At 62.6% G+C, this 15,645-nt stretch carries 18 protein-coding genes; 13 read left to right on the top strand and 5 right to left on the bottom strand.

Features of this window, described 5'->3' with window-relative positions:
• Window positions 1–6: 6 nt before the first annotated feature.
• Entirely contained in the window at window positions 7–1,158 is a 1,152-nt protein-coding gene (locus AB0I57_RS04970; protein ID WP_358330631.1) for a M20 family metallopeptidase, read from the bottom strand.
• A 221-nt stretch (window positions 1,159–1,379) separates the two neighbouring features.
• Window positions 1,380–2,078: an enoyl-CoA hydratase/isomerase family protein gene (locus AB0I57_RS04965; protein WP_358330629.1), complete on the bottom strand. Its 699-nt coding sequence runs from the start codon at window positions 2,076–2,078 to the stop codon at window positions 1,380–1,382.
• 20 nt (window positions 2,079–2,098) lie between these two features.
• Here AB0I57_RS04965 and AB0I57_RS04960 point away from each other — a divergent pair, with 20 nt between their 5' ends.
• The 9 genes from AB0I57_RS04960 to AB0I57_RS04920 all read left to right on the top strand — a co-directional run bounded on the left by AB0I57_RS04960 (window position 2,099) and on the right by AB0I57_RS04920 (window position 11,005).
• Complete coding sequence (locus AB0I57_RS04960) at window positions 2,099–2,881, top strand: purine-nucleoside phosphorylase (RefSeq protein WP_358330626.1); 783 nt, start codon at window positions 2,099–2,101, stop codon at window positions 2,879–2,881.
• A complete protein-coding gene (locus tag AB0I57_RS04955; protein ID WP_358330623.1) occupies window positions 2,878–4,470 on the top strand; it encodes a phospho-sugar mutase in 1,593 nt (530 codons plus the stop codon). The genes AB0I57_RS04960 and AB0I57_RS04955 overlap by 4 nt, the downstream gene beginning before the upstream one ends.
• Before the next feature lie 26 nt (window positions 4,471–4,496).
• Window positions 4,497–4,715, top strand: a complete 219-nt coding sequence (locus AB0I57_RS04950) for a hypothetical protein (protein WP_358330620.1) — start codon at window positions 4,497–4,499, stop codon at window positions 4,713–4,715.
• Window positions 4,716–5,281: 566 nt separating this feature from the next.
• Window positions 5,282–5,848 (top strand): hypothetical protein, encoded by a 567-nt coding sequence (locus AB0I57_RS04945; protein ID WP_358330617.1) that lies wholly within the window; start codon window positions 5,282–5,284, stop codon window positions 5,846–5,848.
• 606 nt (window positions 5,849–6,454) lie between these two features.
• Window positions 6,455–6,829: a hypothetical protein gene (locus tag AB0I57_RS04940; RefSeq protein ID WP_358330614.1), complete on the top strand. Its 375-nt coding sequence runs from the start codon at window positions 6,455–6,457 to the stop codon at window positions 6,827–6,829.
• Window positions 6,830–7,397: 568 nt separating this feature from the next.
• Complete coding sequence (locus AB0I57_RS04935; RefSeq protein WP_358330611.1) at window positions 7,398–7,901, top strand: hypothetical protein; 504 nt, start codon at window positions 7,398–7,400, stop codon at window positions 7,899–7,901.
• A 1,165-nt stretch (window positions 7,902–9,066) separates the two neighbouring features.
• Window positions 9,067–9,534, top strand: a complete 468-nt coding sequence (locus AB0I57_RS04930; RefSeq protein WP_358330609.1) for a hypothetical protein — start codon at window positions 9,067–9,069, stop codon at window positions 9,532–9,534.
• Window positions 9,535–9,954: 420 nt separating this feature from the next.
• Complete coding sequence (locus tag AB0I57_RS04925; RefSeq protein ID WP_358330606.1) at window positions 9,955–10,401, top strand: hypothetical protein; 447 nt, start codon at window positions 9,955–9,957, stop codon at window positions 10,399–10,401.
• 106 nt (window positions 10,402–10,507) lie between these two features.
• Window positions 10,508–11,005 (top strand): hypothetical protein, encoded by a 498-nt coding sequence (locus tag AB0I57_RS04920; RefSeq protein WP_358330603.1) that lies wholly within the window; start codon window positions 10,508–10,510, stop codon window positions 11,003–11,005.
• Between the two features lie 101 nt (window positions 11,006–11,106).
• On the opposite strand, the gene upp is transcribed toward AB0I57_RS04920, so the two are convergent.
• Window positions 11,107–11,730, bottom strand: coding sequence for a uracil phosphoribosyltransferase (gene upp / locus AB0I57_RS04915; RefSeq protein WP_358330600.1), 624 nt, complete (start codon window positions 11,728–11,730; stop codon window positions 11,107–11,109).
• 131 nt (window positions 11,731–11,861) lie between these two features.
• On the opposite strand from upp, the gene AB0I57_RS04910 reads away from it, so the two are divergent.
• On the top strand, window positions 11,862–12,023 hold the full coding sequence (locus AB0I57_RS04910) for a hypothetical protein (protein ID WP_358330597.1): 162 nt from the start codon (window positions 11,862–11,864) through the stop codon (window positions 12,021–12,023).
• Between the two features lie 2 nt (window positions 12,024–12,025).
• On the top strand, window positions 12,026–13,204 hold the full coding sequence (locus tag AB0I57_RS04905) for an NlpC/P60 family protein (protein WP_358330594.1): 1,179 nt from the start codon (window positions 12,026–12,028) through the stop codon (window positions 13,202–13,204).
• A gap of 247 nt (window positions 13,205–13,451) precedes the next feature.
• On the opposite strand, the gene AB0I57_RS04900 is transcribed toward AB0I57_RS04905, so the two are convergent.
• Together AB0I57_RS04900 and AB0I57_RS04895 are read right to left on the bottom strand one after the other, a co-directional pair.
• Window positions 13,452–13,739 carry a hypothetical protein gene (locus AB0I57_RS04900; protein WP_358330591.1) on the bottom strand — a complete coding sequence of 96 codons (288 nt, stop codon included), beginning with the start codon at window positions 13,737–13,739 and terminating at the stop codon, window positions 13,452–13,454.
• Window positions 13,740–14,104: 365 nt separating this feature from the next.
• Window positions 14,105–14,365 (bottom strand): hypothetical protein, encoded by a 261-nt coding sequence (locus AB0I57_RS04895; RefSeq protein WP_358330588.1) that lies wholly within the window; start codon window positions 14,363–14,365, stop codon window positions 14,105–14,107.
• Between the two features lie 612 nt (window positions 14,366–14,977).
• Between AB0I57_RS04895 and AB0I57_RS04890 the strand changes: the two genes are divergently transcribed.
• Entirely contained in the window at window positions 14,978–15,322 is a 345-nt protein-coding gene (locus tag AB0I57_RS04890) for a hypothetical protein (RefSeq protein ID WP_358330585.1), read from the top strand.
• Window positions 15,319–15,624 (top strand): YbaB/EbfC family nucleoid-associated protein, encoded by a 306-nt coding sequence (locus AB0I57_RS04885; protein ID WP_358330582.1) that lies wholly within the window; start codon window positions 15,319–15,321, stop codon window positions 15,622–15,624. Before AB0I57_RS04890 ends, AB0I57_RS04885 begins: the two co-directional genes overlap by 4 nt.
• Window positions 15,625–15,645: the final 21 nt, after the last annotated feature.

Raw genomic sequence — 15,645 nt, 5'->3', positions numbered from 1 at the left:
CGGCACTCAGTCCAACACCAGGTTCGACAGAACCCGTACGCCCACACTCAGCGCCCGCTCGTCCACATCGAACGTGGGCTGGTGAATGTCGAGCTGTTCGCCTTCACCCGACCAGACACCGAGACGAGCCATGGCACCGGGGACCTCTTCGAGGAACCAAGAGAAGTCCTCGCCGCCACCCGACTGTGGCGTGTCTGCCAAGGCATCTGAACCGACCGCGCGGATTGCATCCTCGAACATGCGGGTCGACACTTCGTCGTTGACAACAGGTGGGACGCCGCGACTGTAGTTGAGCTGATAACTGACCCCGGTAGGCGCCAGCAGTCCGTGAACGATCTCTCGGACCAGCGGCTCGAGCATCTCCCACGTCTCGTGGTCACCCGTCCGCACCGTGCCGGTCAACATACCTGTCTGTGGGATGGCGTTAGGGGCCCGACCGGCGTTGACGGCGCCCCACACCATCACCGTGCCGGTGCGCGGGTCGATCCGTCTACTGAGCATGCCGGGCAATCCCGTCACGACGGTTCCCAACGCGTACACCAGATCGGTGGTCAGGTGCGGACGCGACGTGTGGCCGCCCGGTGAGTCCAATACGACCTCGATCGTGTCGGCCGCAGACGTGATCGCGCCGACTCGGATGCCGACCCTTCCTGCCTCGAGACGCGGATCGCAGTGGAGAGCGAAGATCCGGGACACTCCCTCGAGGCGACCGGCCGCGACAACCTCCAGGGCACCACCGGGCATGACCTCCTCGGCGGGTTGGAAGATCAGCCGCACGCCCACCGGCAGATCGGGAATCTCACTGAGAGCCAGACCGGTTCCCAGCAAGATGGCGGTATGGGCATCGTGACCGCAGGCGTGGGACACGCCGGGCACCGTCGACGAGTACGTGGCGCCGGTGAGTTCCTGGAGCGGGAGCGCGTCCATATCGGCGCGCAATGCGACGCGGGGACCGTCCGAAGGGCCGAGGTCACACGTGAGCCCTGTGCCGCCGGGAAGCAAGTCGGGTGAGAGGCCGGCTGCGGCCAGACGTGTCGCCACGAACTCCGTTGTTGCGTACTCGTAGCGCGCCAACTCTGGATTGGCATGGATGTGCCGACGCCACTGTGAGAGGTCGTCGGCGTGAGCGAGAATCCATTTGTCGACAGCCGCGTTCACCGGCGATCAACTCCTTCCAGCGGCCGCACCCGCTGCGCCCCGCCCGTTACAGCTCGAGCAGTTCTGCGAGCCAGCGCAATATGCGGGCGACAACTCTTTGCGGCACTGCGGAACTTCTCGAACGCAAGTTCCGGCCGGCTGGGGATCGGATGCGAGAGCGCGGTCAGGTACGCCATGGACCTGACCGCCGCTTCGCTATCCGCATTCACTCGCTCATTCTCTCACCCGAAGCTGAAGTTGCTCTCGTCAGTCGCAGTGGCCAGCGCAGCGAGGGCTTCATGATGGATTCCGCGCTTGATCCCGGCGAGGTTGTCACCGCGTGTCGCGGTAAGTGCGGACGCCCGGGCCACAGCCGCCGCAAGAACCCCGTCACCGTCCGCAATCTCGTCGACGATCCCGGCTGCGAGCGCGTCGGAACCGCTGTACCGCCGGCCGGTGGTCATCGCCTCGAGTGCGGTCTGCTTGGGCAGCCTGCTGTTCAAGAGTGTCGACATTCCGATCGGAAATGGCATGTTGAGAGTTACTTCAGGCAGGCAGTAGAACCCACGGTCGGCTCGCATCACCCGGAAGTCGTGTGCCGTCGCCAGAATCGCGCCCGCGCCGAAACTGTGCCCCTGCACCGCGGCGACAGTGGCCATCGGGAAGGTCAGGAGGCGGCTGTAGACCTCCATTACCCGGTCGAGGTATCCCGGAAGCTTGTCCACGTTGGAGAAGATCCAATTGGTGTCCAGGCCGTTGGTGAAGAACTTGCCCGTAGCAGTTGTGACAAGCGCGGCAGGTCCCTCGCTCGCTTCAACCTCGTCCAGCAGGGCATTGGCGGCGTCGATCCAGTCCGGATGAAAGCGGTTCTCGTTGTCCGTCTCGCCCTCGTTGCCGAGGTAGAGGATGAATACATCGCCTTCGCGATCGAGATATGGCATGAATGGCAGACTATCGTTTCATGGGAACGCCAGACGCCGCGGCTGCCGTCCTCGCCGCGCACACCAAATGCGCCGAACACTCCATTGCCGTCGTCCTCGGATCGGGTTGGAATGCCGCTGCGGACCGGTTCGGGGAACCACTTTCCACCGTGTCGATGGGCGATCTGCCCGGATTCACGCCTCCGTCTGCGACGGGACACGCCGGAACGATTCGATCGGTGGACGTGAATGGACGGCGGGTTCTCGTCCTACTAGGGCGCACCCACGCGTACGAGGGCCATCCACTTTCGACCGTCGTCCACCCGATTCGCACCGCCATCGCCGCGGGCGCGCGCACCGTCATCCTGACGAACGCGGCAGGCGGAATCCGCGAGGACTTCGTCGTCGGACAGCCGGTCCTCATCAGTGATCACCTCAACCTCACGGCCCGTTCACCACTCACCGGGGCGGAGTTCGTAGACCTCGTCGACGCCTACGACCCCGAGTTGAGGGCGCTCGCCCGGGATATCGACGACTCACTGGCTGATGGCGTCTATGCCGGTCTGCCAGGTCCCCAATACGAGACCCCCGCAGAGATTCGAATGCTGCGCGCATTGGGCGCAGATCTCGTCGGTATGTCCACCGTCCACGAGACGATTGCCGCCCGAGCGCTTGGCGCCCGCGTCCTGGGGATCTCGATGGTGACCAACCTCGCTGCCGGAATCACTGGCGAGCACCTGGACCACCAGGATGTTCTCGCCACAGGCAGAGCCTCGGCGAACCGGATGGGCGGGCTCCTGCGAGAACTCGTGGAACGATTGTGAACGACCCGGTCGAGGAGTGGATCGCCGCCGACCCCGACCCCGCGTCACGGGCCGAACTGGCAGCCCTGTCCGCCGACGAACTCGCCGACCGGTTCGCCGCACCACTGACTTTCGGCACTTCGGGCCTCCGTGGGCCGGTGCGGGCGGGACCGAACGGCATGAACCTCGCCGTGGTGATTCGGACGACAGCCGGGCTCAGCGCGTGGCTGCAGGATCGCTGCCCGGGCGGATCCACCGTCGTGGTTGGTCGCGATGCCCGGCATGGCTCAGAGGAGTTCGCGCGCAGCGCGGCGGAAGTTCTCGCGGGAGCCGGGTTCTCCGTGATACTTCTCCCCCGTCCTCTTCCTACCCCGATCGTCGCGTTCGCAGTGCGCAGGCTCGGAGCCGTTGCGGGGGTCCAGATCACGGCGTCGCACAACCCTGCCGCCGACAACGGGTACAAGGTCTACCTCGGCGGTGGCGCCCAGTTGATTTCGCCGTCCGACCGGGAGATCGAAGAGTCCATCGACCGGGTCGGACCCGCAGACCTGGTGCCTCGAGTGCCGGTGACCCCGGCGTCATCCGAGCTTGTCGAACTCTATGTCGAGCGTGTCGCCTCCCTGCCCAGGGGGCACTCGCGGACGTTGCGTATCGCTCTCACAGCGCTGCACGGCGTCGGCGGCGACACCGCGCTGGCCGCGCTCGAGTCCGCAGGATTCACCGACATCCATACCGTGGCAGCACAATTCGATCCGGACCCGGACTTCTCGACCGTCATGTTCCCGAATCCCGAGGAGCCTGGGGCCTGCGACGCCCTTCTCGCGCTCGCGGAGGAGGTCGACGCCGACCTCGCGCTGGCTTTAGATCCCGACGCCGATCGTTGCGCGGTCGGCGTCCGCGGACCGGGTGGCTGGCGTATGCTCCGCGGCGACGAGACCGGGGTTCTGCTCGGTGACCATGTCCTGGCGTCTGCACCCCCGGACTCTCTGGTGGCGACGACCGTCGTATCCTCCACCCTGCTCGAGAAGTTGGCCGCCGCCCGCGGCACCCGCTTCGCCTGCACGCTCACCGGATTCAAGTGGCTCGTCCGCGCCGGCGAAGGACTTGTCTACGCGTACGAGGAGGCAATCGGTCACTGCGTCGACCCGGAATCGGTGCGGGACAAGGATGGAATCTCCGCTGCCGTGATGGCAGCCGACCTCGCGGCAAGCTTGAAAACCGAGGGGACAACCCTTCTCGACAGGCTTGATGACTACGCAGTCGAATTCGGTTTGCACGTCGGCGATCAGGTCTCGCGGCGTGTAGCCGACATTGCGGACATCACCACGATGATGCAGCGGCTACGGGCAGGTCTGCCGACGGAATTGGCCGGAGAACCAGTGTCGGCAACCGATCTGGCAGAACGACGCGACCAGTCACGCACCGACGCCATCGTTCTCACCGGAGCAACTACTCGGACGGTCGTACGCCCCTCGGGAACCGAGCCCAAGATCAAGTGCTACCTCGAGGTCGTCGTCCCGGTCTCGGATCGTTTGGCCTTGCCCATCGCCCGCGAGACGGCGGCAGCACGATTGAACCTGCTGCGCGAGTGGTTCGCCGAATCCCTCTGATCGAAGCACCCTCGAGGTGAACACGATTGACGATGCCCGACATCGCCCGCTGTGCACCATCGCACATCGTCGTCAGGAGGGCCGCAGCCTGCCAATGCCCGTCATCCAGTCCCCACCTTGACGATCAGATGCCACGCCGGGTCGACTACCTTACCGGCATCACCGCGACGATGCAGCGACTGCACTCGTATCTGCCGGCAGTGTTGGCCGAGGAACCTGTGGTGGCCACTGACCTGTCGGACTGACAAGGCCAGTCACACGCCGTCGCCGCGGTCCTCGCAGGGAAACCGCTCGCGTTGTCTTGCGTCCCTCAGGAACCGACTCCAAGCACGAGTGCTATCGCGAGGCCGTCATCCCGGTCGTGGATCGTTCGTCTTCGCCCATCGCCCATCGCCCCCTGACGACCTCGATTCGGTTGAACCTGCCGCGCGAGTTCGCCGAAGCGTTCCGTTCGAAACCTTCAACACGAACAGAACCGACCACGGCCGCTACTGACGAAGCCGGACACGCCCAGAAACCAGTTCTTTTTTTGACCCCGTTAATCAATAGTGATGAGCGTCACAGTCGCTTGTATTCTTCCAGCACAAAACACTTTTCGGCACTGCGCTCATACACAAGACGGCCACAGGCATGAGACCAATCGGTGTGTTATTCACACTCTCGAAGTCGTAACTGTGATTAACTTTCTTCTGGTTCAGGAGGGACCAGTAATACCTGCCGGGGGGATTCGATCAAGCAATACGACCGGTACCGCCAGGTGTTGTGATGCCCGCACGCGTTCGTGTGCGGTGAATCGAATGAAAGAGGATCGATGAAGAAGTCAGTTCGTACTGCAGCAACAGCAATGCTCGCCGCCCCGCTCGCCGCCGCTGTGTTCGCTGCGCCGGCCAATGCCGACGAGCACGAGGGTCTGGTCACCTTCGGCATCACCGCCGAAGAGGATGTGGCCACCGTGAAGATCGTCAACGACTTCAACAAGCGCATCACCTGCGCCTGGAACGCGTCTGACGCCGACACCGCCGAAGCCTTCGGTGCCGAGAACAAGAAGATCAACAAGGGCAAGGAGGGTGAGTTCACTCACGCGGATGTCGTTGACGGCACCTACGACGTGGACTGGAGTTGCACCGGCGCCGGTGACAAGTCCTGGTCGGGCACCGAATCGTTGACCGTTGGTGAGCCCGCACCGGACCCGGACCCGGACCCCGAGCCCAACCCGGACCCCGAGCCCAACCCCGATGGCAGCCTCGACCTCAGCGGCTCGGTGAACTTCGGCAGCCTCGGTGACATCATCGACGCGCTGGACACCGTGGACCTGGGCAGCATGAACGGCAGCGTCGACTTCGTCGGCAGCACCGGCAGCGGCAGCGGCGAGGAGTAGGGCACCTATCTCAGGCTCCGATAGCTGACCCAATACGACGAAGGCCCCGCCAATGGCGGGGCCTTCGCCTCGTTCTGCGAGCTTCTACGCGAAGCTGGCGACAGTCTCGAGGCCCGTAAGAGGGTGGTCGACGAAGGCGTGACCTTTTCTCGCGCAACCGCATCCGACCTGGTCTGAGTACCAGTCAAGAAGCCGATCATGAACTCCATCTGGAGGTCGTCGTCCCGGTTCGGGTTCGCGCGGCATGACCGGTACCAATGAGATAGGCGAGAGATTCGGTTGAGCCTGACACCCCAGATCGCCTTTGACCGTGCACTCGTACCCCGCCGACCGTACCAACCGCAAGGTCAAGGGCATCACCGTATTCCGTCCTGCAAACGCTGCCGCACCTTCCGGAGCCAACGCGCATCGGCCAACGTTGTATCCCTGGGTCGAACGGTTTGTCGTTTTCGCCCTTCGAACGCGAATCCATGTTAATTTCTCTCCGGCATTACAGGAGCCAGTGATACCTGCCGGAGGGATTCGATCACGCACTACGCCCAATACCGCCAGGTGTTGTGATACCCGCACGCATTCGCGTGCGAGGAGTCGAGTGAAAGAGGACCGATGAAGAAGTCAGTTCGCACTACAGCAACAGCACTACTCGCCGCACCTCTCATCGCCGTCGCGTTCGCAGCGCCGGCCAGCGCCGAAGACCACGGCGAAGACACCGATCCCACAGGTTCGGTGGAGACTATCCTCGGCAGCCTGGGTGGCGAACCCGGCGACGGTGCGGGCACGGGCAGCGTGGAAGACCTTGTCGAAGACCTGATCGACGACCTGCTTGACGGCCTGGACCTCGGCAGCCTGGATGGCGAACCCGGCGACGGTGGCGGCGACGATCCGGGCACAGGCAGCCTGGACGACCTTCTCGGGGACCTGCTCGACAATCTGGACCCTGGCAGCCTGGATGGCGAACCCGGTGACGGTGAAGGCGACTAGAAGTAGAGCACAGCCAGGTCTAGCTTCGCTAGGTGAGTAGTAGGCGAGGGCCCCGCCTGTTGGCGGGGCCCTCGCCTCATTCTGGGAAACCTCCGTTCGCGCCGGAACGTCAGGGCGTCGACGCCGGCGTCGTCGAGACATGACAAACCGTTCACCACGAGGAGGACTCGGTTCGGTCGGGACCGACTACACGAGTTGCCGTCAACCGTGACAGAAATTCCCCGCACGGCCCGAACGTGCAACTCTCGCCACCCCATTGGGTCACGCGGAAAGCGTTCTCGCCCAACCTCCCACAAACCACCATTGTGATGAGGCTCACAGAGGTGCTCCGCTCTTCCGGGCAACAGCGCGTTCGGGAGCTGCGGTAGCGGACTCGTCGTTCACATCTGCCGCCTTGCAACAGTTTCGACAGGCGCGCTGCTGCTCGGTGGTGCTAGCTTCTCCGCACACAGCAGGACTGGGAAGTCCTTGGCGGGGAATCTAATCGAACTATTCGGTCCCGCTCGCGCCTGGCTGTGGCAACAATCCGCACGTGACCGCGTGCGGTCATCTGAACGAAAGAGGATTCATGAAGAGGTCCGCTCGCACCGGTGTGACGGCAGTGCTTGCTGCCCCGCTGTTCGCTGCAGTATTCGCTGCTCCGGCCAGCGCAGGTGAGCACGACGATAACGTCACGCTCTCAGCTGTAGCCGAGGGCAGCGACGTCACCGTCACCATCGAAAACAACCACAACAGGGACGTAAGGTGTGACTGGACCGCGACGAACGAGGCAGAACCGGACAACTCGTTCACCGGGGAGCCGAACAAGAAGGTCAAGAAGAACAAGAGCGAAGAGTTCGTAGAGCAGGGCGTCGCCGATGGTAGCTACGTCGTAACTTGGGAATGCCACCAGGGTGAACTGCGGTGGGGAACCGACGGATGGTCCGATCCCGCAACAGCCGAGCCAGTTGAGTTCACCGTCGGAGACGGTGGCGGCACCGGAACCGGCAGCCTAGGAAGCCTGGGTAATCTGTTCGGCAGTCTGGACTTCGGTAGCCTGGGCGGCGACTCAGACGACAACTCCGGCGATTAGAAGAGCACAAGTAGCACGAACTTCGATCGCTGATCCAGAGACGAGCCAGGGTCCCGCCGGCGGGCGGGGCCCTCCCTCGTTCACGCAGACCTGAATTCGTGGTTCACTCACTCAGAGGCGTTGTCCGCAGGCTCATCTCGGAACTCCCCTCGACCACACGTCGCTGAGGGGCGACCCGAAGAATGACCACCGAGCACACCCACAGTTGAAAGGTAAGAAGCACAACGTCGCTCGTGTCTGCCTTGGCCGACGTCAGGTGACATCATCTACGCCATACTCGAGAACTCGCACCAAGCCGAAACCCCAGCGCCATTCGCGATGGCCGGATCTAGCAGGGCGATAACGACATTTGTCGCCGAGTCCGTCCTCGACCCAAGTCTTGACATTTGCCACTCGGACATGATCGCTGAAGGGCAGCAACACCTTCCGAGCAGTATTGGTGTCGCGAGTACTGCGGCATCTGGCTAGCGCATGGGGGATTCAATCGGGCTCGATGTTCGAACCCATCGACCCCTGGAGTAGCACCCGCGTACGGTCACTCGAGTGAAGCGGAATCGATAAGGAAGTCCGTTCGCGCCGCTGTTGAGGCGATCGATCTCGCTGTCGACCCGACGCGGGGAAGTCCAGGCAGTTCAGGCAGTTTGGGCAGTTCGGGCAATTCAGGGATTTCGGGCAGCCCAGACGAGTGGGACTTCGGTAACTCATCCAGAATAAACCAGGCCCGACCAATTGACGGGCCCGCCCATATTCGGCCCGGGTCGTATTCCGGTTGACCCTCTCGCATGGGTATGCCGAATCCTCCGCTCAGAATCCATTGGCACGGGTTTGAACTCGAAGTCTCGAGCATCGGCGATGCCAACTACGAAGACGTATTCCCATCATTTCTCACCAATCCAGAATGTGATGCGCGTCACAGTTTGCATGTTCTGCATGGGCTCCGGCTTTTTGAGGTGACCCCACTCCGGAAGAGTGGTTCACATCAGTGGCGTCGCCTGCTCTCGAGAGATACTACACTGTCAAATAGTGCTACATTTGGCCCGAAAATCAGCCCCGGACAGTCCAAGTCGGGGAATCCGAGTGGACGCTGGGGTTGGCAATGAACGCCATGGCTGTGCCTCCACCCGCGTGCGGAGGTGGGCGGTCATCTGAACGAGAGAGAAGTCCTTTGAACAAGCCAGTTCTCACCGCGCTGACCGCAACTCTTTCCACTCCCCTACTCGCGGCCGTGTTTGCATCGCTGGCCAGCGCAGCACAGCACGACGTCAGTCTTGCAGCTGCGGTGGACGACAACGACTTCACCATCACCATCGTCAACGACACCTCGAAACAGCTGGAAGGTGATTGGTATGCAAAGAGCGCCGACTCGGATCGACTCACGAGCGGCGGGGTCGTCAGGGCTGGTGACGAAGCCAATCATGCCAAGAGAAACGTTGACGACGCCAGATACCAGGTCACCTGGCTGCGCGAAGACATAGTTGACAACCAGTGGGGAACGGACGGGCTGTCCGATCCCCAGACGGCCGAGCCGTACAGTTTCACCATCGGAGACGGAGACGACGGGGGCCCCAACCTCCGTTCAGGCAGCTTGGGTCGCTTGTTTGGAAGCCTTGGTAGCCTCGGCTCCGTTAGATGATCCAGACCGACTCCGATTCGGTTGAACCAAGACCGGACATGAGTGGCCGTCCTCGCCCAGCCCATGGTGTGCCAGTGCCTTGATCTAGCCGCATCGGTAAACCCAATCCGCTGAGATGGGGACGTTTTCGAGTGCCGTGATTGCTGCCGTAACCCTGCCCACTCGAGTCCGGGCGCACCAAGTGATGGCGAATCACAAGTTGGGGCACCCCTACTGCGGATTCGTGGTTCACATCTGCGGCCATGCATACGCTCTAGAAGTGCGGTCTTGTCACAAACTGCTAGATTTGGCACGCACGACAGCACCAACAGTCCGAGACTGTGGAATCAAACGAACGTGGCGGCTGGCAATAGTCGCCATGTATGAATGTGTAACCACCCGCTCGTGGAGGCGGGCGGTCATCCGAGTGAAAGAAGACTTATGAAGAACTCTGTCCGTACCGCAGCAACCGCAGTACTCGCCGCTCCCCTCGTCGCAGCGGTGTTCGCGGCGCCGGCGAACGCAGCACCCGGGGACGTCAGGCTCTCGACAGGACTCCAGGGCAACAACTTCACCTTTACTTTCTTCAATGACAGCCCGAATCAGGTGGAGTGTGATTGGTTCGTAGACAGCGCCACGACCCAGCGCACATTTTCGGGAGTCGTCAGGGCCGAAAGCCAGTCCGAGTACACCTTGGGCGGCGTCGCCGACGGCGATTACCAGGTCACCTGGTTTTGCACGGACACATCTGGCAACCAGTGGGGAACGGACGGGCTGTCCAATCCACCGACGGCATCGCCAGAAACGTTCACTGTCGGTGAGCTTCCCGGTAACCCTGGAAACCCCGGCGGCCCCGGCGGCATGGGCAGCTTGGACTTCGGTTTCTGATCAACAGGCTTCATAGGCGGGGCTATTCCGAAGGCACGAATGTGCTTTCGGGTAACTCTTCTCCCGTAGGCTGCCGCGTGCGATCACACGAATTGAAGGAAGATTCATGAAGAAGTCGGTTCGCACCGGTGTGACGGCAGTTCTCGCCGCCCCTCTCGTCGCTGCAGTGTTTGCCGCGCCGGCGAACGCAGCACCCGGGGATGTCGCACTCTCGACTTCGGTTGAGGGCAATAGTCTCACCGTCAGCATCGTCAACCACACCCAAAACCAGTTGACATGTGCCTGGACCGCAGTCAGCGACACGTCACCCCAGAACGAGTACACAGACTTTGGACTCGTCGGTACCGAGGGCAGGGTCTTCAATGCGCAGACAGTCGAAGATGGTAGCTACACCGTCAATTGGGTGTGCGACCAAATGTTTGGCGACGAACATTGGGGCACAGACGGGTTTGCAGATCCTCCGACGGCCGACGTCGAACATTTCACTGTCGGGCAACAACACGGCGAATCGGGCAGCCTGGGCAGTTCCGACAACGGGGACAATTCCGGCATCTTGGGCAGTTTCGGGAGCTTGGGCAGTTCCGGGAGCTTGGGAAGTTTTTGACTTCGGTAGCTGATCCGGTGTCAGACGAAGGCCCCGCCGTTCGGCGGGGCTTTCGCCCGATTCAGCGTCCTTCAACACCTCTGAGAGTCAACTAGCCGCCGTCAGCGCGGGCCGAACTGGCGATCTCCCGCATCACCGAGGCCTGGCACGATGAAGGCGTCCCCGTTGAGTCTCTCATCGACCGCAGCGGTGACGAGTCGTACGGGCTTGCCTGATTTAGAAAGCGCAGCAACACCTTCGGGTGCAGAAACCACGCACACGGCGGTGATATCGGTGGCTCCGCGGGCCGCGAGCAAGTCGATCGTGTGGATCATAGAACCGCCCGTCGCCAACATCGGGTCGAGGACGTAGACCGGGATTTCCGACAGGTCTTCCGGTAACGACTCCAGGTACGGCACGGGCAAATGGGTTTGCTCGTCTCGGGCCAATCCGACGAAACCGACACGCGCGTTGGGAATCAGTGCGCTGGCCGGTTCCACCATGCCCAGGCCCGCGCGCAGAACGGGGACGAGAAGCGGCGGATGGGCGAGCCTGACCCCGTCGGTAGTGGCTATAGGCGTAACCACGTCGAACACTTCTAGTGGCGCCTCACGCATCGCCTCGTACACCAACATGTGTGTGAGCCTTCGCAGCGCTGCGCGAAAGGTGGCATTGTCGCTGCGCTCATCGCGCATCGTTGTCAGGAGAGCCGCTGCGAGTGGGTGGTCGACGACGAGCGTATTCATGCCAAGAGAATATTGGGTCGTCGGCGCAGACCTCTCACAGAGGCGGTTCCCGGCGGATCGGAGATGGAACCGGATCGGTCTCGGTGGCGTCCAATTGTGTGACGCCATCAAACGCGACCGGGGGGATCACGATGAACGATTTGACCGTTGATGCTGCAAGTATCGCCGACTTCGCTGCCGCGCTCAGCGGAATAGGTGTTACGGCCAGGACCAACTCTGCCGCCTATGAGCACACCGAGATCGCCAATACGGTCGCACTCGCCGCCGCGAATGCTGTCGGGAACGGCGGCTGACGATGATCCCCACCGATCTACTCTCCCGCCCGATGACCGAGCTACTCGGGGCGTTCGGTAGCGGCATACTCCCAGCCGGTGGACCTACCGCCGCTCTGCGCGCATCATCGGCAACCCTCGACGCTGTGCACGACACCGGACGAATCGCCATCAGTTCCATCGAGGGTGACTGGCTAGGCCTCAGTGCCGCCCGTGCGATCGTGAAGGCTGAAGAGGTGCAACGGTCCATCATCGCCATCTCCGACCGGGGCAATGACATAGCCCTCGTCGTTACCGAAGCCTCCGAAATCATCCGGACCGGGGTACTGCGACTGGAGGAGATTCTGCAATCGTTCACCTCGCTCGCTGTCGCTGCAGGCCCGACCCTGGCCACCCCAACCGGCCAGACGATGATCATCGCGGCGGCTCTGGACCATCTCGACGAAGCCACCGCGGTCGTGACGAGGGTGCAAGCCGAACTCGATGACAAGACCCGCAAGATGAACACTCTCGTTCCGGCCGAGGAGGTTCCCACCGCACCCGCGGCGACCGTGTCGGCAAACGCGGGGTCTGCGTTTGCCTCCACAGCAGCCGTCTCACCTGAATGTTCCAATGCGGTCGGCCGCTCGGTCTCGGGATTCGCCAGTCCGCCCTCTGCGCCACCGTTAACCGGCCTGATGCGCCTGGTATCGAACATCTCTTCCCCGCCCGGAGTCGGGGCGCGGGAAGATTCGCTTCTCGGCACACCCGGAGGTGCCACTCGCGGACCCTCGATGCCGGATTCCGGATACAACGGTGAAGGCGTCGAAGTGGTCCTTCCTGATGGCAGCACTGTGCTCGCCCCCAATACGGAGGCCGCCGAGGCCGTCCGCAACGCGCTGTCGCAACAAGGGGTCCCCTACGTCTGGGGCGGAACATCACCCGGCGAGGGACTCGACTGCAGCGGACTGACGCAATGGGCGTACGGTGAAGTGGGCGTGGATATTCCGCGATTGGCGCAGGAGCAGAACATCGGGATGGCAGTCGACCCTAGTAGCCTCATGCCCGGTGATCTCGCCGTCTGGGACGGCCACGTTGCGATGGTGATCGGCAACGGCCAACTCATAGAGGCCGGCGACCCCGTGCAGATCGGCCCTGTCCGCACCAGCAACAGTGGTATGGGGTTCTACGGCTTCTATCGACCGTCAGAACGCACTAGCTGATGCTCAGGAACGAAACACATTGCACCGGAGGACTTCCGATACGGTGAGTACGAGGCTTCGGCGCTGGACCATCCCGGGCGGTTCCGTCGGAGCGGGACCGACTCATCCATCACGCCTGCCCCCACACGATCGGCCCTGTGGCGGTGGGAAGCGGCTGAACGGCGAAGGCCCCGCCTACTCGGCGAGGCCTTCGTGTCAGGGTCAGCTAACCGAATCCCAAACTACTCGTGCGTCACTGAGTGACGACTCAGTCGGCGGAGCCGAGACTGCCGAGGACGTCCCCGACGCTGCCGAGGGCACCCTCGACGCTGCCGAGGGCACCCTCGACGATGTCCAGGACGTCGCTCACTGTCTCGACGGAGCCAAGGATTTCGGACAGGCTGTCGTTGAGGCTGTCCACGCTGCCGAGGGCCGTGTCCACCGAACCCGGCGTGTCGTCGCCGTGTTCGTCGGCGCTGGCCGGCCCCGCGAAGACCACAGCGACCAGAGGTGCGGCGAGCATTGCTATTGCTGCTGTGCGAACTGTCTTCTTCATCGATCCCCTTTCATTGGACTCACCGCACACGAACGCGTGCGGGCATCACAACACCTGGAGGTACCGGTCATATTGGTTGATCGAATCCTCCCGGCAGGTATCGCTGTTCCCTCCTGAACCAGAAGGAAGTTAATCACGTTTCCGCATTCGAAAAGGGAAAATCGCACCGACTGATTCCTCGAAAGCGATCGTCTTGTGCATGACTGTGTCGCCGAAACACGTTTGTTGTGCGCGGTGCCGTCCTCGATCGGACCTAGGGCGGTGGGAAGTGGCTGAACGGCGAAGGCCCCGCCTACTCGGCGGGGCCTTCGTGTCAGGGTCAGCTACCCGAGTCCCAAACTACTCGTGCGTCACCGAGTGACGACTTAGTCGTCGGAGTCGGGGCTGCCGAAGATGTCCTCGACGCTGCCCAGGACCAACTCGGCGCTGCCCAGGGCCAAATCGGCGCTGCCCAGGGCCCCTTCGATGCTGCCTCCCAGGGTCTCCAGGCTCGCTGTATCGATGGAGCCAAGGATCCCGGACAGGCTGCCGTCGTGTTCGGTGGCGCTGGCCGGCGCCGCGAAGACGGCGGCGACGAGAGGTGTGGCGAGCATTGCTATTGCTGCTGTGCGAACTGTCTTCTTCATCGATCCTCTTTCATTCGACTCACCGCACACGAACGCGTGCGGGCATCACGACACCTGGCGGCGTCGGTCATGTTGGTTGATCGAACCCCCCCAACAGGCACGACTGGTCCCTCCTGAACCAGAAGGAAGTTAATCACAGTTCCGCATTCGAAAGGATGGGAATCGCACCGCCTGATTCCTCTGAGGCGACCGCCTCGTACGTGACTGTGTCGCCGAAAAGCGTTGTTGTGTATCAGTCATGTCCCCCTCTCGCATGTCGCATCCTGAGGTGCCGTGAAACGCTCTCCATACTTCAGCCAGAGCGTGTTGGGCTCGGCATTACCTCCGCATCCAGCGAGCACGAGCACGAGCGGAAACGTCGCGACACGACGCGAATCACATCGAACATCGTGCGCGGTTCTCAGGTTTCAGCCTTCTCCTCGACTGTGAACCACCCATGCTGACCGATGGAACCGAACACCCACGGCGCGCGTCGAACCTGGTACGCCAATCGATCGAGACGACCCGCATCCTCGGGCGCTCCGGTGCTCTACCTTCTGGGAGAGACTCTGACACCAGAAGGTAGTTTCTGCGGTTCCAGGGCTTTCGTCGACCGACCCAATGAGAGGAATCATGTTACCCCCCACTCCACCCTCGGCCGGTGCCACGGCCGCAGTGAGTAACCGCTCCGGGACCATCTCGGTCAGGACCACTGAGAACGGCCTTCCGCTCGAACTACGCATCGATCCGCGTGAACTCCGCTACGGCGGTCAGCGGCTGGCGGACGAAGTCCTGAAGCTGTGCCGCCGCTCGGCGGCGGAGGCCGGGGCTCGGCGTCGCGACGAACTCGCCGAGGGCGGCATGCCCGCCCACGTGCTGGATGAACTCGGCCTGCCCACGCGGGCCGACGTAGCCGCCGCGCAAGCAATCGATGACCAGGAAGAACCCACTCCGACCAGCTGGATGAGGCAACTGTGAGCGAGCACGATATGGATGCGATCGTCGGTCGGGCGACCGAACAGGTGAACCTTCTCGAGGAAGCTCTCGCCGGGCTCGCGTCGATCACGGTACGCGCGTCCAGTGAGTCCGACCAGGTCACCGTGGAGGTGGACGGGAACGGCAACCTGACGGGTCTGTGGATGGACGATTCCATCTCAACCCTCGACGTTCGCGTACTCGCGGCACTGATCACGAGCACATCCCACGAAGCCGCCCGCCTCGCTGACGAACAGCGAGCGTTGGTCATGAGGAGGCTGCAAGACGCCTTCGGGCGAGTGTAGGTCCGGCCGGTCTATTACTTT

This window comes from Rhodococcus sp. NPDC049939 (assembly GCF_040656415.1).
Classification (GTDB): Bacteria; Actinomycetota; Actinomycetes; order Mycobacteriales; family Mycobacteriaceae; genus Rhodococcus_F.
The sequence above is the reverse complement of the archived record's forward strand: the minus strand, read 5'-3'. Positions and strand labels throughout refer to the sequence as shown.

What these genes read in the sequence shown, in the direction of transcription:
- AB0I57_RS04965 (WP_358330629.1), bottom strand. Translation starts at nt 2,078, where the DNA reads ATGCCATATCTCGATCGCGAAGGCGATGTATTCATCCTCTACCTCGGC.
- AB0I57_RS04960 (WP_358330626.1), top strand. Translation starts at nt 2,099, where the DNA reads ATGGGAACGCCAGACGCCGCGGCTGCCGTCCTCGCCGCGCACACCAAA.
- AB0I57_RS04945 (WP_358330617.1), top strand. Translation starts at nt 5,282, where the DNA reads ATGAAGAAGTCAGTTCGTACTGCAGCAACAGCAATGCTCGCCGCCCCG.
- AB0I57_RS04940 (WP_358330614.1), top strand. Translation starts at nt 6,455, where the DNA reads ATGAAGAAGTCAGTTCGCACTACAGCAACAGCACTACTCGCCGCACCT.
- AB0I57_RS04935 (WP_358330611.1), top strand. Translation starts at nt 7,398, where the DNA reads ATGAAGAGGTCCGCTCGCACCGGTGTGACGGCAGTGCTTGCTGCCCCG.
- AB0I57_RS04925 (WP_358330606.1), top strand. Translation starts at nt 9,955, where the DNA reads ATGAAGAACTCTGTCCGTACCGCAGCAACCGCAGTACTCGCCGCTCCC.
- AB0I57_RS04920 (WP_358330603.1), top strand. Translation starts at nt 10,508, where the DNA reads ATGAAGAAGTCGGTTCGCACCGGTGTGACGGCAGTTCTCGCCGCCCCT.
- upp (WP_358330600.1), bottom strand. Translation starts at nt 11,730, where the DNA reads ATGAATACGCTCGTCGTCGACCACCCACTCGCAGCGGCTCTCCTGACA.
- AB0I57_RS04910 (WP_358330597.1), top strand. Translation starts at nt 11,862, where the DNA reads ATGAACGATTTGACCGTTGATGCTGCAAGTATCGCCGACTTCGCTGCC.
- AB0I57_RS04905 (WP_358330594.1), top strand. Translation starts at nt 12,026, where the DNA reads ATGATCCCCACCGATCTACTCTCCCGCCCGATGACCGAGCTACTCGGG.
- AB0I57_RS04900 (WP_358330591.1), bottom strand. Translation starts at nt 13,739, where the DNA reads ATGAAGAAGACAGTTCGCACAGCAGCAATAGCAATGCTCGCCGCACCT.
- AB0I57_RS04895 (WP_358330588.1), bottom strand. Translation starts at nt 14,365, where the DNA reads ATGAAGAAGACAGTTCGCACAGCAGCAATAGCAATGCTCGCCACACCT.
- AB0I57_RS04890 (WP_358330585.1), top strand. Translation starts at nt 14,978, where the DNA reads ATGTTACCCCCCACTCCACCCTCGGCCGGTGCCACGGCCGCAGTGAGT.